Below are 19,496 nucleotides of genomic sequence, written 5' to 3'. Positions count from 1 at the left end.
AGAGGCATCGACACTCCGACCACGGAGGGGAAGTCCGGCAGCTACAGGTGACTGCTACTGGTAGTTTCGGTCGAAGGCGGCGGTCACGTAGCGGATCTGGTCACGGGCGGGTCCTGCAGGCGAGACGCTGACAAGCGCGAGCCTGTGCCGCTCGCCCTGAGTCTGCGCGAAGGTGACCTCGTTCGTGGTGATCGTGAAGGTCTCGGAACCCTCGATGCGCCCCTTCACTTGGATGTAGAACACACGTCCGTCGGTATCCGTTCCATCTACTGGCCGCATCGCAGCCCCTCTCGCACGTGATCCGCGTTCGGATGATGCGAAGACGAAGGGGCTACCGGAGCCCCATCGCTCCTGTATCTGCTGCTGATGTTCCTCCCGAGAGGGCCGGTCAGGTCGGTAGGCATCGGCGTTTCGTGACACACGGTGTCACTCCAACGGAGCCCTGTGTCATCTAAAGGCCGGTTGTGTCACCGCAACGCGTTCCCGACACGAGAAGGGTTGACACTCGGCATCCGCGGTCGTAACGTACAACCAAATGGTTGTACAAACTGAGTTGAGTGACGATGAGACCGACCGCGTGTTCCACGCCCTGGCCGCGGCGACGCGGCGCGACATCCTGCGGCGCACGATCGCTGCGGAGCAGTCCGTGTCGGCGCTCGCGGCGGACTACGACATGTCCTTCGCCGCGGTGCAGAAGCACGTGGCCGTGCTCGAGGCCGCCGGCCTCATCGTCAAGCGCGCCGAGGGACGCGAGCGGCTCGTCCGCGCCGACCCCGTCATGATCGCCCGCGCCCGCGCCCTGCTCGCCCGCTACGAAGAGCTCTGGCGTGCCCGCATCGACCGCCTCGATGCGCTGCTCGCCGGGCCCGACCCACACGCCACGTCCACCGACCGCACGCCCGACAAAGGAGACTGACATGCCCGTCACCGACATCACCACCGACCCCGAGAACCTCACGATGACGCTGGTGGCGGATGCCGCGGCATCCGTCGATCGGCTCTGGAACGCGTTCACCGACCCGCGCCAGCTCGAGCGCTTCTGGGGTCCTCCCGGCTGGCCCGCCACGTTCACCACGTTCGACCTGCGCCCCGGCGGCCGCGTCGACTACCACATGACGAGCCCGCAGGGGGAGCGCTCCGGCGGGTCGTGGGAGGTCCTGAACGTCGACGAGGGCCGCAGTTTCGAGGTGCTCGACGCGTTCGTCGGCGAGGACGGCGAGAAGCTCGACGGATTCCCGTCGATGCGCATGACGTTCACGTTCGAGCAGACGGATGCCGGGTCGCGCCTCACCAACGTGACCTACTTCCCCTCCCACGAGGCGCTCGAGCAGGTCGTCGCAATGGGCGCGGTCGAGGGCTCGCGCATGGCCATGGACCAGCTCGATGCCGTGCTGGTCTCGCTCCGCGAATACGCGCAGGGCAAGGGCACGCGCACCGAGATCCTCGACGACCAGCACGTGCGGATCACCCGGCTGATCGACGGCCCGCAGGAACTCGTCTGGCGCGCGCACCACGAGCCCGCGCTGATGGAGAAGTGGATGCTGGGTCCCGACGGCTGGCAGATGGTCGAGTGCACCGTCGGCGACACCTACCGCTACGTCTGGCAGCAGGGCGACGACGAGTCGACGCGCTTCGGCTTCGAGGGCGAGACGGTGCTGAGCGAGCCGCAGTGGCGGGAGGTCACGACCGAGAAGATGATCGGGATGGACGGCCCCGGCACGCTCAACGACATGCAGCTGTACGAGGAGGACGGCGCGACGCTCCTCACCCTCGTGATCGAGTATCCCGACAAGGAGACGCGCGACATGATCCTCGCCACCGGCATGACCGACGGCATGGAGGCCTCGTACGCGCGACTGGAGGAGACGGTGCTCGCGGCGCGCTGAGGTCGGCCGGTCGGCTGGTCGGCGGGCCGGTTCGCGGCGCCGTGCCGTGCGAAAAGCAGGCTGGATCGACATCTCCCGAGGCCGTGGGCCTGCCGGAGGTTGATTCAGCCTGCTTTTGCGACGTCGGCGGCTCGATACGGGCTGGCGAGCGGGACGGCGGCGGATCCGGGATGCGCGGCTGACGTGGTGGCCGGGAGCGGTACGCGCGGCCGAACCTGGCACGCGCGGCCGAGAGTATCGATAGCGGATGCCGATTTCGATAGCGCGAGCGGGATGCGCTCGGCCGAGGCTCGCCACGCGCCGCGGCCTCGGCTCGGGTGTCAGGCGTCAGGCGTCAGCTGAGGCGCCGGGCGCCGAACCGGTGCGGGGGGTGCGGGCGACGCGGTGCGGGCGGATCGCGGGAACGTCGCCGACGATCGGGACCGGGGTGCGCCACAGGTGCGCGCCGTAGCGCGCGATGAGCCCGACCATGACGGTGAGCTTGTTGCGAGGTCCGAGCAGGCTCGCGATGTGGACGAACAGCCAGACGAACCAGGCGATCGTGCCGGTCAGCGGGATCGTCGCGCGCAGCAGGGGAATCCGCTGCAGCGGGCGGATGCGGTGCAGGATCGGCAGGTTCGCGATGCCGGGCACCTCGCCGATCGCGGAGCGACGCCCGATGATGGCGAGCTGACCCTTGTCGTAGTAGGAGAACGGCTCGCCCTCCTCGCCCGCGATCGCCCGCAGGATCTGACGCGCGACGTGCGCGCCGCTCTGGATCGCCGGCTGCGCCAACTGGGGGAGCTGTTGCGGCGTGGCAGCGACATCGCCGGCGGCGTACACGCCCGGCATCCCGAGCACCTGCAGATCCGCTCCGACGCGGATGCGGTCGCCGTCGTCGAGCGGCAGACTCCACTCGCGCACCTCTTCGTGCGGGGCGACGCCGGTGGCCCAGACGGTGAGGTCGGATGCCAGTTCGGTGCCGTCGGAGAGGATCACCGAGTCCTTCCGCACCTCCTGCACCCCGGCGCCCAGCCGCAGCGCGACGTCGCGGTGGCGCAGCTGCGCCGCCGCGTAGTCCCGCAGCTTCGGGGTGAACGGCTTCAGGATCTCGCTGCGCTGCACGAGGGTGATGCGGAAGGCCGCGCCGTCGAGCTCGGGGTATGCCGGCTCGAGGCCCTGATCGCGCAGCTCGGCGAGGGCACCGGCCATCTCGACCCCTGTGGGACCGCCGCCGATGACGACGACCGAGAGGCCCTTGTGCCGCTCGGGGCGCACCGCGGCCCGCTCGAGTCGGGTGAACAGCGCATCGCGGATCGCGATCGCCTGCGACCGGGAGTAGACGGCGAACGAGTTCTCCTTCGCGCCCTTCGTCCCGTGGTAGGCCGTCGTCACGCCGGTGGTGATGACGAGGTAGTCGTACGAGAGGGTCTCGCCGTCGAACAGGCGCACGGTGCGGGCGTCGTGGTCGATCTCCATCAGGTGCTCGTGCACGACGTCGAGGTTGCGCTGACGGACCCGCAGGCTCCGCAAGAAGTGGGTGACGTCGCCGGGGTTCAGGCCTCCGGTGGCCACTTGGTAGAGCAGCGGCTGGAACGTGTTGTAGACGCGGCGGTCGACGAGGGTCACCCGGACCGGAGCCTTGCGCAGCGCGCGGGCGGCCGAGATGCCGGCGAATCCGCCCCCGATGATGACGACGTGAGGGACTGCCATGCTTCCACGCTACTCTCGCCCGCTCGGGGCTGCGTTCGGGAGGAGATTCGCATTCGGGAGGTGATTCTCCGGAGGATTCGACCTCCCGAATGCAGATCTCCTCCTCAACGTGCCGCTGGCTGTTGCGCCGGCCGGCCCCCGGGGCGCCGGATCCAGCGCGCGGTGGGACAATGGACCCATGACGTCCTCGCCCGAGCACCACCTCGAGACCGTGCAGCTGCGCCGCAGCCCGCGCTACGGGGTGTTCCTCGCCGCGGGAGCAGCCCTCGGCATCCTCGTCGCCCTGATCCTCACCTTCGCCTTCCACGGCACCGATCAGGCCAGTGCCAGCACCGGCGTGGAGTACTCCTCGAGCCAGGTGTTCGGGTTCCTCTGCCTGTTCGGCATCCCGCTCGGCCTCGCGCTCGGCGGCGCCGTCGCCCTCCTGCTGGACCGCACCGTCGGCCGACGCACCCGAGACGTGCGCGTCGACGTCGAGCACGTCACGACCCCGGAGGGCTGAGCGGGCGGGTGGGGCGTTTCGTCTCGCTGCGCTCGCTCAACGACCGGGGGAGGTCAACGACCGGGGAGCGACCGCTCAACGACCGGGGGAGCTCGACGACCGGGGGCTAGGCGATGTCGGCGATGACCGGGCCGATGGCGGTGTCGAAGGCCGCGATGTCGCCGCGCAGCCCGTCGGTCACCGCGACGGTGAGCGCGCCGATCCACCACACCCCGCGCTGGGTCAACGGCAGCACCTGCACGTTGAGCTCGAACGAGTGCGCGCGCCGTCCCACGGCCCGCTCGTGCTCGGCGATCGCGCTGGCGTACGCACGGTAGGACGCTCCCGTGCCCAGGCCCGCCCGATAGCGCGCGTGGGCCGCTCGGGCGAACGCCACGGCATCCGCCCCGTGCGGCGCGATCGCCGCCTGCAGCTCCGCGAAGCCCTCCACCGGCAGCGCGACGAGCATGTCGAACCCGTCGACGAGCTCGAGCGGCACCGGCGACGGGTTCGCCTGCGGCTCGACCGTCATGTCCCAGTACGCGCGCCACTGCCGCTCCAGCGTCGCGGAATCGTCGTACTCGCCGGCCGTCGTGGGCGGAACGCCGCGCAGATGCGGCAGCTCCTCGGGGAAGCGGATCGCCAGCACCTGGCGCAGGTACAGCGCGACGAGCACCGGAAGTCCGGCGTCTTCGCGCACGACCCACTCCGGTCCCGCCGCTGCAGCCATGCCGACATCCTAGGCAGACGAGCGGATGCCGGGGCGAGTGCTCGCCCCGGGCCGGGTAGGCTGGTCGGGTGGCACAGGCCCCACAGAACCCCTATACCGAAGCCGGCGTCGACACCGCGGCGGGAGACCTCGCCGTCGAACTGATGAAGTCGGCCGTCCGGCGTACCCACGGTCCCGAGGTTCTCGGCGGCGTCGGCGGGTTCGCCGGCCTGTTCGACGCCTCCGCGCTGCTGTCATACACGAAGCCGCTGCTGGCGACGAGCACCGACGGTGTCGGCACGAAGGTCGCGATCGCGCAGGCCATCGACAAGCACGACACGATCGGGCAGGACCTCGTCGGCATGGTGGTCGACGACATCGTCGTGGTCGGCGCGAAGCCCCTCTTCATGACCGACTACATCGCGTGCGGCAAGGTCTTCCCCGAGCGCATCGCCGACATCGTCCGCGGCATCGCCCTCGGGTGCGAGCAGACCGGCACGGCCCTCGTCGGCGGCGAGACCGCGGAGCACCCGGGCCTGCTGGGTATCAACGACTACGACGTCGCGGGAGCGGCGACCGGCGCCGTCGAGGCCGAGCAGGTGCTCGGCGCCGAGCGGGTCCAGCCTGGCGACGTGGTGCTCGCACTCGCCTCCAGCGGCCCCCACTCCAACGGATACTCGCTCATCCGGCACATCGTCGCCGGCAAGGGCATCAGCTACGGCGCACACGCGGCCGACTTCGACCGCACCTGGGGCGAGGAGCTCCTCGAGCCCACCCGCCTGTACACGCTGCCGCTCCTGCGGCTCATCGAGCAGTTCCCCGGCGCCATCCACTCCCTCAGTCACGTCACGGGGGGCGGCATCGCCGCGAACCTCGCGCGCGTGCTGCCGCAGGGCACCTGGACCGAGCTCGACCGCTCGACGTGGTCGCCGCTGCCGGTGTTCCGCGTGCTCGCCGACCTGGGGGGCCTGGGCCTCGAGGACACCGAGGGCACCTGGAACCTCGGCGTCGGCTTCCTCGCGGTGGTGACGGCCGAGACGGCGGATGCCGCGGCATCCGCGCTCCGCGCCGAAGGCATCGCGACCTGGCAGGTCGGCGTCGTGAGCGACGGCGCGCGCCCGGGCGACGCTCACGGACACTTCGAAGAGGGCGCCAAGGGCGTCGACGGCGGCGCCGTGCGCCTCGTCGGCACGTACGCGTCATCGGCGCTCTAGGCGCAGAAACGGACTGAGCAACAACCCATGTGCGGAATCGTCGGCGTCGTCGGTCAGGCGGGCGTCAACCAGGAGATCTACGACTCCCTGCTGCTGCTGCAGCATCGCGGACAGGACTCCACCGGCATCGCCACGGCGGAGCGCAACGGCGTCTTCCACCTGTTCAAGGCGAAGGGTCAGGTGCGCGAGGCCTTCCGCACCCGCGACATGCGGGCCCTGCTCGGCAACATCGGCCTGGGGCACGTGCGCTACGCCACGAAGGGCACCGCCTCCAGCGAGGAGGAGGCCCAGCCGTTCTACGTCAACGCGCCGTACGGCATCGTCCTCGTCCATAACGGCAACCTCACGAACACCCGCGAGCTCACCGAGGAGCTGTTCCGCACCGACCGCCGGCACCTGAACACCAGCTCCGACACCGAGCTGCTCGTCAACGTGCTCGCGAACGAGCTGCAGGCCGGGATCGCCGGGCTCGAACTCGATCCGCAGCAGATCTTCCAGGCCGTCTCGCGGGTGCACGAGCGCGTCGAGGGCTCGTACGCGGCCATCGCGCTGATCGCCGGCTACGGTCTGCTCGCCTTCCGCGACCCCTTCGGCATCCGCCCGCTCATCCTCGGCACGCGTCCCGCGGTCGACGCCGAGGGCGCTCCGACCGGCAGCTACGAGTGGATCGTCGCGTCGGAGTCGCTCGTGCTCGAGAACGGCGGCTTCGAGGTCGTGCGCGACGTCGAGCCGGGAGAGGCGGTGTTCATCGACCTCGACGGCCGACTGCACACGCAGCAGTGCGCGTCGAACCCGCAGCTCGTGCCGTGTTCGTTCGAGTACGTGTACCTCGCCCGTCCCGACTCGGTCATGAACGGCATCTCGGTGTACGAGGCGCGGCTGCGCATGGGCGAGCGCCTCGCCGACACCATCGCGAAGTACACGCCGGGGGGAGCGATCGACGTCGTCATGCCGATCCCCGATTCGTCGCGTCCCGCCGCGATGCAGGTCGCGCGCAAGCTCGGCATCGAGTACCGCGAGGGCTTCTACAAGAACCGCTACGTCGGCCGGACGTTCATCATGCCGGGGCAGGCCGTCCGCAAGAAGAGCGTGCGTCAGAAGCTCAACGCGATGTCGAGCGAGTTCAAGGGCAAGAACGTGCTGCTGATCGACGACTCGATCGTGCGGGGGACGACCTCGAAGGAGATCATCCAGATGGCGCGGGATGCCGGGGCGCTCTCGGTCACGTTCGCCTCGGCCGCCCCGCCGGTGCGCTACCCGCACGTCTACGGTATCAACATGCCGTCGCGTCACGAGCTGGTCGCCCACGGCCGGACGATCCCCGAGATCGCCAAGGAGCTCGGCGCGGACTACATGGTCTACCAGGAGATCGACGACCTGAAGGCGGCGATCCTGGAGGGCTCTCCCGACGTGGAGGACCTCGACATGAGCTGCTTCGACGGCCGGTACATCACCGGCACCGTCACCGACGAGTACCTCGCCTGGGTCGAGGGCACGCAGGAGTCGTGACCGGCCGGTCACTGTGGCGCGGGCGCGCGCTGGCCCTGGCGGGCGTCGTCCTCGTGGCGTTCTCGCTGCGCTCGGCGGTGGCCGCGCTGTCGCCCATCCTCACCGAGATCCAGGCCGACTTCGCCGTCCCCGCGTGGGTCGCGGGCCTCATCGGCACCGCACCGCCGGTGTGCTTCGCGGTGTTCGGCATCGTCACCCCGGCGCTCGAGCGCCGGTTCGGGCTGGAGCGGCTCGCCGCGGCCGCCATGGTCGTCGTCACGCTCGCCCTGCTCGGCCGCGCCGTCGCCGGCGACGCCGGCACCCTGCTCGCCGCGACCGCGGTGCTCTTCGCGGCCGTCGGCGTCGGCAACGTCGTGCTGCCCCCGCTCATCAAGAAGTACTTCCCCGACCGCGTCGGGACCATGACCGCCCTGTACTCGGGGCTCCTCGCCGTCGCGGCGTTCCTGCCGCCGCTGGTCGCGGTTCCCGTGGCCGACGCGGCCGGGTGGCGCTTCTCGCTCGGAATGTGGGCCGTCTTCGCGCTGCTGGCGATCATCCCGTGGGTCACGCTCGTCACGCGCGAGCGGGCGGGCGCACGGCGGGCGGATGCCGCAGTCACGGCATCCGGCGCCCCGGCACCGGTCGACATCGACGAGCCGGCGCCGCGCGTGCTCGGCCGGCTGCCGCGCTTGCCGCTGGCGTGGGCGCTGGCCATCACGTTCGCGATCTCGTCGGCGAGCGTGTATGCGCTGTTCGCGTGGCTGCCGGCGATCCTCGTCGAGCACGCCGGGGTCTCCCACGCCGCCGCCGGCGCTCTGCTCTCGCTGTTCGGCGCGATGGGTCTGCCGTGGTCGATCCTCGTGCCGATCGTCCTCACCCGGTGGCGCCGGGTCGGCGTGCTGTACGCGGTGGCGCTCGTCGCCGGTCTCGCGGGCGTCGCGGGCATGGTGTTCGCCCCGACGGCGGCGACGGTGCTGTGGGTCGTGCTGCTCGGAACGCCGCAGGGGCTGTTCCCCGCGGTGCTCGTCCTCATCCAGCTGCGGGCGCGCACGCACGAGGGCGCCGTCGCGCTCAGCGGGTTCACGCAGAGCGTCGGCTACGCGATCGGGGCGCTCTTCCCGCTGTCGTTCGGCATTCTGCACGAGGCCACGAACGGATGGCCGCCCACGCTGCTGCTCCTCGGCATCCTGTTCCTGGCGATGATCCCCGCGGGGATCATCGTCGCGCGACCGCACACGATCGAAGACGAGTGGGAGCGCCGGCACGGCGCATGGTGAGAAGTCCCGCGCGGGACGCGCCGGACGGATGCCGCGAGGTCAGGCTTTTTCGAGCTCGTCCTCGTCGTCGGCATACTGATCCGCCCACTTGTCGACGTACGGATCGTCGTCGTGGTGACCGAGTTCCTTCTCGAGTGCGGAGTAGTTGACGTTGTAGGTGTCGTACTTCAGCTCGCGAGCGATCTTGGTGTGCTTCGCTTTCTGACGGCCACGCCCCATGCGAGACCCCCTCATTTCTGAGTCACGGGCTGTGCGGCGGCCCGTCACATTGCCCGGCGTTTGCCTCGTGCATTCACGATGCGGTTTACGATCCGGCTGGAAACCGGCAAGAGTAGCATTCAGGATAACACGGTGCCCTCCAGGCCTCGCTGTGGAGGGCCGATGACAGAGAGGGCGTCATGAGCGATTCCGAAGCGGGCCCGGTCCCTCAGCATGCCGTGATCGTGGGGGTCATCCCCGATCAGCCGCCGCGCGTCCTCAAGGAGGCGGCGCGCTACGCACAGCTGTTCGGTGCACCCCTGATCGTGGCGCACGTCGACGTCACCCGCTTCGTCACGTACGAGGATCCGGACGGATACGTCCACTCCGCGCCGATCGATCTCGACATCGCGGTCGGGGAGGCGCAACTGGCGTCGGTGACGGCTGCCGCGGCATCCGTTCTCGACGGGACCGGGGTGGACTGGTCGGTGCGCCAGCTCGTCGGCGACCCGGCGCTGGCGATCAAGCAGCTGGCCGAGCAGTCGCAGGCGCGGCTGATCGTCGTCGGCACCCGCCGCCGCGGGTTCGGCGAGTCGATCCGGGAGTTCTTCACCGGGTCGGTGGCCGCCCGGCTCGCCCACCGGCAGTCCCGACCGGTGCTGGTCGTGCCGCTGGAGGAGCCCGCCGCGGACGACGAGCCCCTCTGGCCGCACGACGACGCCGGCTGACGCCGCCCCGGTTCAGCGGCGCAGCGCCTGGGTGAGCGCGCGGGAGGCGTCATCGAGCGCGCGGGACAGGTCGTCGATGATGGATGCCGCGAGGCTCCCGCCGTGCGCGAGGTGCGAGCGCAGGTCGGCGCGGACGTTCGCGCGGAACTCGCCGACGAGCGCCTCCGCGCGGCGCACCTGCTCGCGCGAGGCCGCGCGGTCGTCGTCCGCCGAGGCGGATGCCGACGTGGCACGCTCGCTCGCCGTGTGCCGCTCCGACTGTGCGGAGGCCGCGAGGTCGGCGCGCAGGCTCTTCATGGCCTCGCGGACACTCCCGCGCACCTCCTCGGCGATGAGCCGGACGCTGTCGGCGAGACCCGCCTCGATGCCCTCCAGCTCACCCGCACGGGCGGCGACCTCGGCGCGGCCGGCGTCGGTGATCTCGTACACCGTCTTGCGACCGTCGACCACCTTGGTGACCAGGCCCTCCTCCTCGAGCTTGGCGAGGCGCGGGTAGATGGTGCCGGCGCTGGGCGTGTACGTGCCGCCGGTGCGATCGGACAGCGCCTGCATGAGGTCGTAGCCGTGTCGGGGCGACTCGTCGAGCAGATTCAGCAGGTACAGGCGCAGATCGCCGTGCGAGAACACGGGGGCCATGCTCAGACCTCCTCGGGGAAGGACGGCTCGGCGGGCTCCGGCTCCGGGCTCGGTGACACGGGGGCGGATGCCGCGGCATCCGGCTCCTGCGTCGCCGCGCGGCGCAGCACCGTCACGTCGCCCGAGACGGAGTTGGCGCGCACGTCGACGAAGCTGCCGCTGAGTTCGCCGACCGAGTCGACGTAGTTGGACGGACCGGACGTCGAGCGCTTGATGCCGTCGACCGTGAGGCGGCCGCTGACGCTGCGCAGCACGAAGTTCGCCGGGTGACCCTCGTCGATGCGGACGGTCGCGTCGCCGGAGACGGTGTTGAGGCTCACGGCATCCACCCGACCGGTGGAGTCGACGAGCATGTTGCCCGAGACGGTGTCGATCGTGGCCTTGCGGATGCTGCCGGTCGCAGCGACCTCGCCCGAGACCGAGTTGGCGTTCAGCGTGCCGGTGAGGCCGCGGATCTGCACGTCGCCCGAGACGGCGTTGGCCGACAGGTCGCCGGTCATGCCGTCGACGATGATGTCGCCGGACACGGTGTTGAGGCGCGCGTCGGTCTCGAGGCCCGACACGAGGGCGCTCGCGGAGACGACGCCGAGGGTCAGCGCGATCTGGCGGGGGACGGCGACGCTGATCTCCGCCTTCGGCCCGGTGACGCTGAAGTTGCGGAACACCTCGAGGAAGTTGTCCCAGCGCAGCTGCGGGTGGTCGATCTCCACGACATCGCCCGAGGCTTCGATGCGCAGATCCTTGATCGTGACGGCGTGGACTTCGATGCGCACGCCCGGTTCGTCGTGGGCGACGACGTCGATCTGACCGCCGATGAGGCCGACCTTGAGCTTGCGGACGTCTTCGAGGTCGATCACCCGGGTCTCGCCCGGCTTGATGAGCCACTTCTCGAGAGTCATGGGGTTCTCCTGTGTTCGGTCGCGAATCGAGATATATCGCGTTGAAAGACGGTAACACGATATATCTCGATTTTCCAGAGGGCCGAGGAAGATGCACTTGACCTTGACGTAGCGTCAACCTCTACCGTGGTCCCCATGAAGGAATGGTCGATTCAAGAGATCGCGAAACTCGCCGGCACGACGAGCCGGACCCTCCGGCACTACGGCGAGCTCGGCCTGCTGACGCCGTCGAGCGTGGGGGCCAACGGCTACCGGCGGTACGACTCCGCAGCCCTGCTGCGACTGCAGCGCATCCTGCTGCTGCGCGAGCTCGGACTCGGGCTGCCGCAGATCGCCGAGATCCTCGCGCGGCCGGCGGCCGCCGAAGCCGCTCTCGCCGCGCACCTGGCCTGGCTGCGCGACGAGCAGCACCGGCTGGCGCGGCAGATCGCCTCCGTGGAGAAGACCATCACGACACTCGAGACAGGAGAGGAACCCATGGCTGAGGACATGTTCGACGGGTTCGACCACACGCAGTACAAGGACGAGGTCACCGAGCGCTGGGGAGAGAAGGCCTACGCCGACTCCGACCGGTGGTGGCGCGGGATGGACGCCGCGACGCAGGCGGACTGGAAGGCGCAGACCGCCGCGCTGAACGCCGCGTGGCAGGATGCCGCGGCATCCGGCCTCGCCTCCGACAGCGCCGAGGCGCAGGAGCTCGCAGCGCGTCATGTCGCGTGGCTGCGCGGCATCCCGGGCACGCCCGCCGCCGACCCGCACGGCGACATCGCCGGCTACGTGCGCGGTCTCGGCGAGATGTATGTCGCCGACGAGCGCTTCGGCGCCAACTACGGGGGAGCGGAGGGCGCTGCGTTCGTCCGCGATGCGCTCGCCGTCTTCGCGGACCGGAACCTCTGAGCCCGGGCGGGGAGAGCACGGTAGGCACGGCAATGGCCGGGTGCCGAAGGCTCCCGGCCATTGCCGTGTCGTGTGCGGGGTGGGGACTAGGCCCGGCCCCCGCGCACGACACGCAGCAGGAACGCGATCAGCGCGATGACGCCGACGATCAGCGCGACCCACAGCAGCCAGTTGAGGGCCTGGGACATGCCTCCCACGATCGCGAGCACGATGGCGACGACGATGATGATGATCAGAGCGATGTTCATGTGATTGCTCCCTTTCTCCGGGATGTCCGGGGACTCCATGACGCACCGAATCTAGCCCTGACCGGGCACGGTGGCACCCCCCTTGCCACCCGGACCGAATCTGCGATAGGGCCGTTATATGCCCCAGAATCGCACGCCCAATTCCCTGAAGGACCCCGAGCTCTACGAGGAGCTGCGCAAGGACGGCGCCTCCAAGCAGAAGGCCGCGCGCATCTCCAACGCCGCCGCCCGCGACGGGCGCAAGAAGGTGGGTGAGCGCGGCGGTGTGGCCGGGTCGTACGACGACTGGACGGTCGCCGAACTGCGCGCTCGCGCCAAGGAGCTCGGCATCAGCGGCTACTCCGGCAAGCGCAAGGCGCAGCTCATCGACATGCTGCGAAACTCCTGACGGCGCCGGCGTGGTGCGTTTGAAGAAGGTCCATCCCGGGGTGGACCTCGGGTACCGGCGTGCGCGTTCCGGCTCGGGATTCCGCTACACGGATGCCGACGGGGCCGCCCTCCCCGCGGCGGAGCGCGACCGTGTGGTGGCACTCGTGATCCCCCCGGCCTGGAGCGATGTCTGGATCAGCGCCGCGGCGAACGGGCACATCCAGGCGACCGGGGTGGACGAGGCGGGGCGTCTGCAGTACCTCTATCACCCGGACTGGTCCGCGGGTCGGGACAAGGGCAAGTACGCGCGGGCGCTGCAGCTGGCCGAATCGCTGCCGCGGGCGCGCGGGCGGGTGACGACCTCGATCCGCCGCGAGGGGCTGGACCGGGAGCGGGTGCTCGCGACGGCGTTCCGCCTGCTCGACCAGGCGGCGCCGCGCGTCGGCAGCGAGCGCTATCTCGCCAAGCACGGCAGCCGCGGGCTCACGACGCTCCGGCGGCGGGATGCCGCGGTCGAGGAGACCGTGACGAGCCTGCGCTTCCCGGGGAAGAGCGGCAAGCGGCAGAGCCTCGAGATCGACGATGCGGAACTCGCCGCCGTCATCGCGCTACTGGTCGCCGGTCGCCCCACCTCACCTCTTCTCGCGTACGAGCGCGGCCGGCGGCGCGTGCCCCTCACGCCGAAGGAGGTCAACGCGTACGTGCGGACCATGACCGGCGGCGCCTTCACCGCGAAGGACTTCCGCACGCTGCGGGGCACGATCCTCGCCGCCGAAGCTCTCGCGCGCATCGGCGCAGTCGACACCAAGACGCAGCGCAAGCGCGCCGAGGTGCTCGCCGTGAAGGCGGCCGCCGAGGCGCTCGGCAACACCCCCACGGTGGCGAAGAGCTCGTACATCGATCCGCGGGTGTTCGCGCGCTACCGGCAGGGGAGGATGCTCGATCGCACCGTCTCGCCCGAATCGGCGATCCGCTCCCTGATCCTCGGCTGATCGGCCGATAATCTCGGCTCGTGGCCCGCGCGGGATGGTTCTCACCGGCCGCCCTCGTGCTCGTCATCGTCGGCGGTGCGGTCGGCGTCGCCGCCCGGGCGCTGCTCGTCGTGCCGCTCACGGTCGGCTCGGCCGTGCATCCGCTGGCCGTTCCTGCGGTGACCCTCGGGATCAACCTCGTCGGGTCGCTGCTGCTGGGGGTCATCATCGGCTGGCTCGACGACCGGCATCCCCTCGGCCGTCTCTTCCTCGGCACGGGCGTCATGGGCGGGTTCACCACCTACAGCGCGTTCGCGGTGCAGTCAGTCACGACCGCGAGCGCCTCGCCGTTCGTCGGCCTCGCCCTCATCGCCCTGTCGCTGTTCGGCGGCGCGCTCGCCGCGGCGGCGGGACTGGCCGTCGGGCGGCGCATCGTCGACCGGCCCGGCGAGGTCGAATCGCCGGAGGATGCCGAGTGAACGGCCTGGACTGGACCCTGCTCATCGCCGGCGGCGCGCTCGGCGCTGGCGCGCGCTACCTGCTCGACGGCGCGATCATGCGCGGTCGCAAGGCCGCCTTCCCCGTCGGCATCCTCGTCGTCAACATCATCGGGTCGTTCCTGCTGGGCCTCATCACCGGCCTCGGTGCGCTCGTGTTGCCGACATGGGTCGCGATCATCGGCGTCGGGGTGCTCGGCGGTTTCACGACCTTCAGCACGGTTTCGGCCGAGACCGTGCTGCTCGCCCAGCGCGGGCGTCGCGACTGGGCGTGGCTGAACCTGCTCGGCACCCTCGCACTGTGCCTCGCGGCGGCGGCGCTCGGCCTGCTGCTGGGCGGTCTGCCGCCCCGCTGACCCGGTCGCCGATGACTCAGTGGCCGATGATGCCTTGGAGGTCGACGGCGACCTGGATGGAGGCGATGGTGTCGCGCTTGTGGAGGTTCTCGACCTTCGCCTCGCCGCCCATCGACAGCAGCGGGACGAAGATGAACGACTGATCGTACGGCAGCTCGCCGTGCGCCGCGACCGCCTCGGGGAAGATGTCCCAGTTCAGCGTGTCGGAGAGGTGCTCGGCACCGTCGAGATAGGTGAGCGTGAGGAAGGCGTCCATGCTGCCGAGCCCGACCGTCCGCATCTCGCGGTAGAGGATGCCGATGACACCGACGCTCGGTTCCCAGGTGATGAGGTCTCCGAGGCCGGTGGTCATGACCGGGATGGCGATGCCGTCGCCTTGGGTCTTGCCGATGCAGTCGCCGACCTCGGCCTCGTAGAGATTCGGGTCGATGATCCGCAGGAAACCTTCACCGAAGGTGCCGTACCCGTACGTCTCCCAGACCTCGATCAGTTCGTCGGGCACCCGCCCGCGATACTCGTCGACGATCTCCCGGGGGACGGGCGCGTGCGGGACGAAGTCAGCGATCTCGACCATGGATCCCAACCTATCTGAACAGCACCTCGGCGGAATCGTGCCTCCTGTTGCGCTTGAAGCGCTTGAGGTTCACGTCGATGGCGTCGTCGAACCGATCGTCCTCCAGCTCCCGGATGATCGGCTTGAACGCGCTCATCAGTCCCCGCCGAAGTCCAGCGCCGAGAACTCGGCGAAGAACGTGGAGGTCAGCGACTGGATGTCGGCGCCGTGCAGCTTCATCGTCGACTGTGCATCTTCGAGCGCCGCGAGGTCGGCGTGGAACTCGTCGGTGTCGCCGACGGCGCCCTCGACCATCGGGGCATCGAGGATCGCGTCGATGACCGCGGGCAGCTGCTCGGCGAGCGGCTCGATCGCCATGGGGGCGACCTGGGCGATGAGCTGCTCGACGGCGATGTCGACGGCCGCGTTCAGCAGCTTCTTCTTGATCAGCAGCATGGGGCCGGCCCCGACAGCGGTGATCGGGTTCGTCAGCATGGCGACCAGCGTGACCAGCGTCGTGGTCACGTCGACGATCACCTTGACCTTCAGCGCGGTGATCGCCCCGGCTCCGATGTCCATCGCCGTCGCCGCGGGCGGCATGATGTCCACGAGCCGCTGCAGATTCTGCGAGCGGTTGGTGTTCCATGCCGACAGGGTCGCCGGTCCGGCGTTGCCCTGCAGCGCTGCCGCGAGGTCGCCGTTCATCTTGCGGTCCACCGCCTGGATGACGTCCTCCAGGTCGGTGCCGAGGTTCCGCACCAGGGTCGCGCCCTTGCGCACCTCGTCCTCGTCGATGTCCGGCCACTCGAATCCGAGCTTCTCCATCACCCAGACGAGCTCGTTCGGCAACATCATCCCCATTGCAGCACCTCCGTGTTCACCGTAAACGCCGCACCCGCGATCAGGCCATGGGGAGAACTACCCATCGGCCGCGGAGACCGCCGGCTGCGACGGCGAGGCGTGCGACAATGAACTGGATACATTCGTGTATCGACAGCGTCCGCACCCGTCTGCAGCCCGCCGGCATCCACAGCAAAGGCCCTCCGTGTCGAACCTCGCCGTCCTGAGCCTGAAGAACCGGGCGCTCATCGCCCTCATCACGATCGTCGCCGCGATGTTCGGCGGGCTCGCCCTGACGAACCTCAAGCAGGAGCTCATCCCCTCGATCGAGTTCCCGCAGCTGTCGATCCTCTCGACCTACCCCGGTGCGTCGCCCGACGTCGTGAACAACGACGTGTCGACCCCGATCGAGACGGCGATCCAGGGCATTCCGGGGCTCGAATCGACGACCGCGACGAGCACGACGAACGCCTCCATCATCCAGGCGTCGTTCACGTACGGCACCGATCTCGCGACCGCCGAGCAGAAGATCCTGCAGGCGATCAACCGCATCAAGTCCACGTTGCCCGACAGCGTCGAGCCCAACGTCGTCTCGTTCTCGATCGATGACCTGCCCGTCATCGCGCTCGCCGTCACCGGCTACGACGACGAGGAGACCATCCAGGCGCAGCTCGAAGCCACCGCGGTCCCCGACCTCGAAGACGTCGCGGGCGTCAGCGCAGCATCCATCATCGGCGGTCAGGGGCAGCGGGTGACCATCACCCCCGACCAGGCGAAGCTCGCCGCCGCCGGCTTCACGCAGACCGCCATCACCGACGCCCTGGACCAGAACGGCGTGCTGTTCCCCGGCGGGTCGGTCACCGAGGGCGACCAGACCCTCACGGTGCAGACCGGCGCGAAGCTCACCAGCGTCGACGAGATCGCCGCGCTGCCGCTCGTCCCGACCTCCGCGGAGCAGCTCGCCGCGGGCACCGTCACGATCGCCGACGTCGCCACTGTCGTCCTCGGCCAGGACCCGGTGACGTCCATCTCCCGCGTGAACGGCGAGCCCGCCCTCACCATCTCGATCACGAAACTCCCCGCCGCCAACACCGTCGACGTCAGCCGCGCGGTCACCGCCCTGCTGCCGCAGCTGCAGGACTCGCTCGGCGACAAGGCCGAGTTCACCGTCGTGTTCGATCAGGCGCCCTACATCGAGCAGTCCATCGAGTCGCTCGCGCAGGAGGGGCTGCTCGGCCTCGTGTTCGCGGTGCTCGTCATCCTCGTCTTCCTGCTGTCGGTGCGCTCGACGCTCGTCACCGCGATCTCGATCCCGACGAGCGTTCTCATCACCTTCGTCGGCATCCAGGCATTCGGCTACTCGCTGAACATCCTCACCCTCGGGGCCCTGACGATCGCGATCGGCCGGGTCGTCGACGACTCGATCGTCGTGATCGAGAACATCAAGCGCCACTATGTCGAGGGCGCGGACAAGAAGGCCTCGATCCTGCTGGCCGTGCGCGAGGTCGCCGCCGCCATCACCGCCTCGACCATCACGACCGTCGCGGTGTTCCTGCCGATCGCCTTCGTCGGCGACATGACCGGCGAGCTGTTCCGGCCGTTCGCGATGACCGTCACGATCGCGATGTCGGCGTCGCTGTTCGTGGCGCTGACGATCGTGCCGGTGCTGGCGTACTGGTTCCTGCGTCCCGGCAAGCCTGTGCGGGATGCCGAGGGCAACCCGATCGACCCGGAAGACCCCGCCGCGCCGCCCTCGAAGCTGCAGAAGGCGTACCTGCCGATCCTGTCGTGGACGCTGAAGCACTCCTGGGTCACCGTGCTGGTGGCGGTGCTCGTGCTCGGCGGCACCCTCGCGGCCGCCCCCTTCATGAAGACGAACTTCCTGGGCGACAGCGGGCAGAACACCTTCACCGTCACGCAGGAGGTCGCGCAGGCCGCGTCGCTCGACGCGGAGGACGCGGCGGCGAAGAAGGTCGAGGGCGTCCTGCTGGGCGTTCCGGGCGTCGAGACCGTGCAGACCTCGATCGGGTCGTCCGGCTCCGCCATCCGCGACGCGTTCTCCGGCGGCGGCGCGGGCATCACCTACTCCATCACCACCGACCCCGACGCCGACCAGGTCGCCGTCCGCGAGGACGTGCAGTCCGCGCTCGCCGACATCGACGATGCGGGCACGATCACCGTGGCCGCCGGCCAAGGCGGCTTCGGCTCCAGCGACGTCGAGGTCGATGTGACCGCGCCCGACGCCGACGCGCTGCAGCAGGCGACGGATGCCGTGGTCACCGCGCTCGAGGGCAAGGAGGGCCTCGGTCAGGTCACCTCGAATCTCTCGGCATCCCTCCCCTACGTCGCCGTGTCGGTCGACCGCGACAAGGCCGCCTCGCTGGGGCTGTCGGAGGTCGCCGTCGGCGCGCTCGTGTCGAACACGATGCAGCCGCGGCAGGCGGGCACGGTCGAGATCGACGGCACGTCGCTGACGGTCTACCTGCAGGCCGCGTCGGTGCCCGGCACCATCGACGAACTGCGGGCACTGCCGATCGCCTCGGCGGCGGGTCTCATCCGCCTGGATGAGGTCGCGACGGTCGAGCAGAGCCAGGGCCCGACCTCCATCACGACGCAGCGCGGACAGCGCACGGCGACCGTGACGGTGAGCCCGTCCACCGACGACCTCAACGCGGCATCCGCCACCGTCACCACCGCTCTCGACGGAGTCGACCTGCCGACCGGCGCCGACGCGAAGATCGGCGGCGTGCTCACCCAGCAGCAGGACGCGTTCGCGCAGCTGGGTCTCGCGATGCTCGCGGCGATCCTGATCGTCTACATCGTCATGGTGGCCACGTTCAAGTCGCTGCGGCAGCCGCTGCTGCTGCTCGTCTCGGTGCCGTTCGCGGCGACCGGCGCGATCCTGCTGCAGATCGCCACGGGCGTGCCGCTGGGCGTCGCCTCGCTCATCGGCGTGCTCATGCTGATCGGCATCGTCGTGACGAACGCGATCGTGCTCGTCGACCTCGTCAACCAGTACCGCGAGAAGGGGCTGAACGCCCACGACGCCGTCATCGCCGGCGGATCGCGACGTCTGCGACCGATCCTCATGACCGCGCTCGCGACGATCTTCGCGCTCACGCCCATGGCGCTCGGGATCACCGGCCACGGCGGGTTCATCTCGCAGCCGCTCGCGATCGTCGTCATCGGCGGTCTCGTGTCGTCGACCGTGCTGACCCTGCTCGTCCTGCCGACGCTCTACAACCTCGTGGAGGGTGCGCGCGAGCGCCGCGAGGCGCGCCGGTCGCGGGCGGCGAGCCCCGACCTCACCCCCGTCGACACGAGCGACCTGCACCCGCGCCGCGCGCTGCGCGCATCACCGGGACAGGAAAAGTCGCCGACACAGGAGGCGTGAGCGCTCACACGTCCTGTCTCGGTGAGATCTCCTGTCTTGGTGCGCTGCGGCGCCGGGTGCTGTGGGGCCGGTGAGCTGCGGCGCCGGGTGCTGTGGGGCCGGTGAGCTGCGGGCCGGGTGGTCTCACAGGTGGGACCGGTACAGTGGTGCGGTCGGCTCTGAA

Annotated in this window: 23 protein-coding genes; 13 read left to right on the top strand and 10 right to left on the bottom strand. The window is 69.9% G+C overall.

Translation table 11 applies throughout. The annotated features are described in order from the left end of the window. Window positions 1–54: 54 nt before the first annotated feature. Entirely contained in the window at window positions 55–279 is a 225-nt protein-coding gene (locus JOD60_RS01420) for a protein NO VEIN domain-containing protein (RefSeq protein ID WP_084202098.1), read from the bottom strand. A gap of 256 nt (window positions 280–535) precedes the next feature. Between JOD60_RS01420 and JOD60_RS01415 the strand changes: the two genes are divergently transcribed. Then, on the top strand, window positions 536–916 hold the full coding sequence (locus tag JOD60_RS01415) for an ArsR/SmtB family transcription factor (protein ID WP_076691894.1): 381 nt from the start codon (window positions 536–538) through the stop codon (window positions 914–916). 1 nt (window position 917) lies between these two features. Then, window positions 918–1,886: an SRPBCC family protein gene (locus tag JOD60_RS01410; protein WP_076691893.1), complete on the top strand. Its 969-nt coding sequence runs from the start codon at window positions 918–920 to the stop codon at window positions 1,884–1,886. A 327-nt stretch (window positions 1,887–2,213) separates the two neighbouring features. Here JOD60_RS01410 and JOD60_RS01405 read toward each other — a convergent pair whose 3' ends face one another. Next, a complete protein-coding gene (locus tag JOD60_RS01405) occupies window positions 2,214–3,578 on the bottom strand; it encodes an NAD(P)/FAD-dependent oxidoreductase (RefSeq protein WP_076691892.1) in 1,365 nt (454 codons plus the stop codon). A 178-nt stretch (window positions 3,579–3,756) separates the two neighbouring features. Here JOD60_RS01405 and JOD60_RS01400 point away from each other — a divergent pair, with 178 nt between their 5' ends. Next, complete coding sequence (locus JOD60_RS01400) at window positions 3,757–4,080, top strand: potassium transporter Trk (RefSeq protein WP_076691891.1); 324 nt, start codon at window positions 3,757–3,759, stop codon at window positions 4,078–4,080. Window positions 4,081–4,186: 106 nt separating this feature from the next. Here the strand turns inward: JOD60_RS01400 and JOD60_RS01395 are convergent, their stop codons facing one another. After that, complete coding sequence (locus JOD60_RS01395) at window positions 4,187–4,789, bottom strand: zinc-binding alcohol dehydrogenase (RefSeq protein WP_076691890.1); 603 nt, start codon at window positions 4,787–4,789, stop codon at window positions 4,187–4,189. 68 nt (window positions 4,790–4,857) lie between these two features. On the opposite strand from JOD60_RS01395, the gene purM reads away from it, so the two are divergent. Genes purM through JOD60_RS01380 form a run of 3 tightly spaced genes read left to right on the top strand, consistent with a single transcriptional unit; the run spans window position 4,858 to window position 8,747 of the window. Then, window positions 4,858–5,982 (top strand): phosphoribosylformylglycinamidine cyclo-ligase, encoded by a 1,125-nt coding sequence (gene purM, locus JOD60_RS01390; RefSeq protein WP_076691889.1) that lies wholly within the window; start codon window positions 4,858–4,860, stop codon window positions 5,980–5,982. A 27-nt stretch (window positions 5,983–6,009) separates the two neighbouring features. Then, window positions 6,010–7,491, top strand: a complete 1,482-nt coding sequence (purF, locus tag JOD60_RS01385) for an amidophosphoribosyltransferase (RefSeq protein WP_076691888.1) — start codon at window positions 6,010–6,012, stop codon at window positions 7,489–7,491. Then, a complete protein-coding gene (locus JOD60_RS01380) occupies window positions 7,488–8,747 on the top strand; it encodes an MFS transporter (protein WP_076691887.1) in 1,260 nt (419 codons plus the stop codon). Before purF ends, JOD60_RS01380 begins: the two co-directional genes overlap by 4 nt. Window positions 8,748–8,786: 39 nt before the next feature. Here JOD60_RS01380 and JOD60_RS01375 read toward each other — a convergent pair whose 3' ends face one another. Next, window positions 8,787–8,966 carry a DUF3073 family protein gene (locus tag JOD60_RS01375; RefSeq protein ID WP_076691886.1) on the bottom strand — a complete coding sequence of 60 codons (180 nt, stop codon included), beginning with the start codon at window positions 8,964–8,966 and terminating at the stop codon, window positions 8,787–8,789. Between the two features lie 179 nt (window positions 8,967–9,145). On the opposite strand from JOD60_RS01375, the gene JOD60_RS01370 reads away from it, so the two are divergent. After that, a complete protein-coding gene (locus JOD60_RS01370) occupies window positions 9,146–9,673 on the top strand; it encodes a universal stress protein (protein WP_076691885.1) in 528 nt (175 codons plus the stop codon). Window positions 9,674–9,685: 12 nt separating this feature from the next. On the opposite strand, the gene JOD60_RS01365 is transcribed toward JOD60_RS01370, so the two are convergent. Then, complete coding sequence (locus JOD60_RS01365) at window positions 9,686–10,309, bottom strand: PadR family transcriptional regulator (protein WP_076691884.1); 624 nt, start codon at window positions 10,307–10,309, stop codon at window positions 9,686–9,688. 2 nt (window positions 10,310–10,311) lie between these two features. Next, window positions 10,312–11,208: a DUF4097 family beta strand repeat-containing protein gene (locus tag JOD60_RS01360; RefSeq protein ID WP_076691883.1), complete on the bottom strand. Its 897-nt coding sequence runs from the start codon at window positions 11,206–11,208 to the stop codon at window positions 10,312–10,314. A gap of 135 nt (window positions 11,209–11,343) precedes the next feature. Between JOD60_RS01360 and JOD60_RS01355 the strand changes: the two genes are divergently transcribed. Beyond that, window positions 11,344–12,105, top strand: a complete 762-nt coding sequence (locus tag JOD60_RS01355) for a MerR family transcriptional regulator (RefSeq protein ID WP_076691882.1) — start codon at window positions 11,344–11,346, stop codon at window positions 12,103–12,105. 86 nt (window positions 12,106–12,191) lie between these two features. Here JOD60_RS01355 and JOD60_RS01350 read toward each other — a convergent pair whose 3' ends face one another. Further along, window positions 12,192–12,353 (bottom strand): hypothetical protein, encoded by a 162-nt coding sequence (locus tag JOD60_RS01350; protein WP_198159089.1) that lies wholly within the window; start codon window positions 12,351–12,353, stop codon window positions 12,192–12,194. 118 nt (window positions 12,354–12,471) lie between these two features. On the opposite strand from JOD60_RS01350, the gene JOD60_RS01345 reads away from it, so the two are divergent. From JOD60_RS01345 to crcB, 4 genes are read left to right on the top strand one after another with little or no spacing between them, the layout of a single operon-like run. After that, window positions 12,472–12,741 carry a DUF7218 family protein gene (locus JOD60_RS01345; protein ID WP_076691881.1) on the top strand — a complete coding sequence of 90 codons (270 nt, stop codon included), beginning with the start codon at window positions 12,472–12,474 and terminating at the stop codon, window positions 12,739–12,741. A gap of 10 nt (window positions 12,742–12,751) precedes the next feature. After that, window positions 12,752–13,714 carry a DNA topoisomerase IB gene (locus tag JOD60_RS01340; protein ID WP_084202097.1) on the top strand — a complete coding sequence of 321 codons (963 nt, stop codon included), beginning with the start codon at window positions 12,752–12,754 and terminating at the stop codon, window positions 13,712–13,714. A gap of 20 nt (window positions 13,715–13,734) precedes the next feature. Continuing rightward, entirely contained in the window at window positions 13,735–14,172 is a 438-nt protein-coding gene (locus JOD60_RS01335) for a fluoride efflux transporter FluC (protein WP_232321664.1), read from the top strand. Then, window positions 14,169–14,546, top strand: coding sequence for a fluoride efflux transporter CrcB (crcB, locus tag JOD60_RS01330; RefSeq protein ID WP_076691880.1), 378 nt, complete (start codon window positions 14,169–14,171; stop codon window positions 14,544–14,546). The genes JOD60_RS01335 and crcB overlap by 4 nt, the downstream gene beginning before the upstream one ends. 16 nt (window positions 14,547–14,562) lie before the next feature. Here crcB and JOD60_RS01325 read toward each other — a convergent pair whose 3' ends face one another. From JOD60_RS01325 to JOD60_RS01320, 3 genes are read right to left on the bottom strand one after another with little or no spacing between them, the layout of a single operon-like run. Next, window positions 14,563–15,120 carry a GAD-like domain-containing protein gene (locus tag JOD60_RS01325; protein WP_076691879.1) on the bottom strand — a complete coding sequence of 186 codons (558 nt, stop codon included), beginning with the start codon at window positions 15,118–15,120 and terminating at the stop codon, window positions 14,563–14,565. 10 nt (window positions 15,121–15,130) lie between these two features. Continuing rightward, on the bottom strand, window positions 15,131–15,256 hold the full coding sequence (locus tag JOD60_RS16970) for a hypothetical protein (protein WP_269746942.1): 126 nt from the start codon (window positions 15,254–15,256) through the stop codon (window positions 15,131–15,133). Then, window positions 15,256–15,960 carry a WXG100-like domain-containing protein gene (locus tag JOD60_RS01320; protein WP_232321663.1) on the bottom strand — a complete coding sequence of 235 codons (705 nt, stop codon included), beginning with the start codon at window positions 15,958–15,960 and terminating at the stop codon, window positions 15,256–15,258. Before JOD60_RS01320 ends, JOD60_RS16970 begins: the two co-directional genes overlap by 1 nt. Window positions 15,961–16,144: 184 nt before the next feature. On the opposite strand from JOD60_RS01320, the gene JOD60_RS01315 reads away from it, so the two are divergent. Next, on the top strand, window positions 16,145–19,333 hold the full coding sequence (locus JOD60_RS01315) for an efflux RND transporter permease subunit (protein WP_084202096.1): 3,189 nt from the start codon (window positions 16,145–16,147) through the stop codon (window positions 19,331–19,333). Window positions 19,334–19,496: the final 163 nt, after the last annotated feature.

Origin of the sequence: Microbacterium aurum (genome assembly GCF_016907815.1) — a bacterium.
In the GTDB taxonomy this organism is placed as follows: Bacteria; Actinomycetota; Actinomycetes; order Actinomycetales; family Microbacteriaceae; genus Microbacterium; species Microbacterium aurum.
Note: the sequence above shows the minus strand (reverse complement) of the source record. Positions and strands in the feature narration are given on the sequence as shown.

Bases quoted from the DNA above. Each gene is read 5' to 3' on its own strand.
- JOD60_RS01370 (WP_076691885.1), top strand. From the start codon at position 9,146: ATGAGCGATTCCGAAGCGGGCCCGGTCCCTCAGCATGCCGTGATCGTG.
- JOD60_RS01360 (WP_076691883.1), bottom strand. From the start codon at position 11,208: ATGACTCTCGAGAAGTGGCTCATCAAGCCGGGCGAGACCCGGGTGATC.
- JOD60_RS01350 (WP_198159089.1), bottom strand. From the start codon at position 12,353: ATGAACATCGCTCTGATCATCATCATCGTCGTCGCCATCGTGCTCGCG.
- purF (WP_076691888.1), top strand. From the start codon at position 6,010: ATGTGCGGAATCGTCGGCGTCGTCGGTCAGGCGGGCGTCAACCAGGAG.
- JOD60_RS01375 (WP_076691886.1), bottom strand. From the start codon at position 8,966: ATGGGGCGTGGCCGTCAGAAAGCGAAGCACACCAAGATCGCTCGCGAG.
- JOD60_RS01355 (WP_076691882.1), top strand. From the start codon at position 11,344: ATGAAGGAATGGTCGATTCAAGAGATCGCGAAACTCGCCGGCACGACG.
- JOD60_RS01395 (WP_076691890.1), bottom strand. From the start codon at position 4,789: ATGGCTGCAGCGGCGGGACCGGAGTGGGTCGTGCGCGAAGACGCCGGA.
- JOD60_RS01420 (WP_084202098.1), bottom strand. From the start codon at position 279: ATGCGGCCAGTAGATGGAACGGATACCGACGGACGTGTGTTCTACATC.
- JOD60_RS01415 (WP_076691894.1), top strand. From the start codon at position 536: ATGGTTGTACAAACTGAGTTGAGTGACGATGAGACCGACCGCGTGTTC.
- JOD60_RS01410 (WP_076691893.1), top strand. From the start codon at position 918: ATGCCCGTCACCGACATCACCACCGACCCCGAGAACCTCACGATGACG.
- JOD60_RS01365 (WP_076691884.1), bottom strand. From the start codon at position 10,309: ATGGCCCCCGTGTTCTCGCACGGCGATCTGCGCCTGTACCTGCTGAAT.
- JOD60_RS01405 (WP_076691892.1), bottom strand. From the start codon at position 3,578: ATGGCAGTCCCTCACGTCGTCATCATCGGGGGCGGATTCGCCGGCATC.
- JOD60_RS16970 (WP_269746942.1), bottom strand. From the start codon at position 15,256: ATGAGCGCGTTCAAGCCGATCATCCGGGAGCTGGAGGACGATCGGTTC.
- JOD60_RS01320 (WP_232321663.1), bottom strand. From the start codon at position 15,960: ATGGGGATGATGTTGCCGAACGAGCTCGTCTGGGTGATGGAGAAGCTC.
- JOD60_RS01325 (WP_076691879.1), bottom strand. From the start codon at position 15,120: ATGGTCGAGATCGCTGACTTCGTCCCGCACGCGCCCGTCCCCCGGGAG.
- JOD60_RS01400 (WP_076691891.1), top strand. From the start codon at position 3,757: ATGACGTCCTCGCCCGAGCACCACCTCGAGACCGTGCAGCTGCGCCGC.
- JOD60_RS01345 (WP_076691881.1), top strand. From the start codon at position 12,472: ATGCCCCAGAATCGCACGCCCAATTCCCTGAAGGACCCCGAGCTCTAC.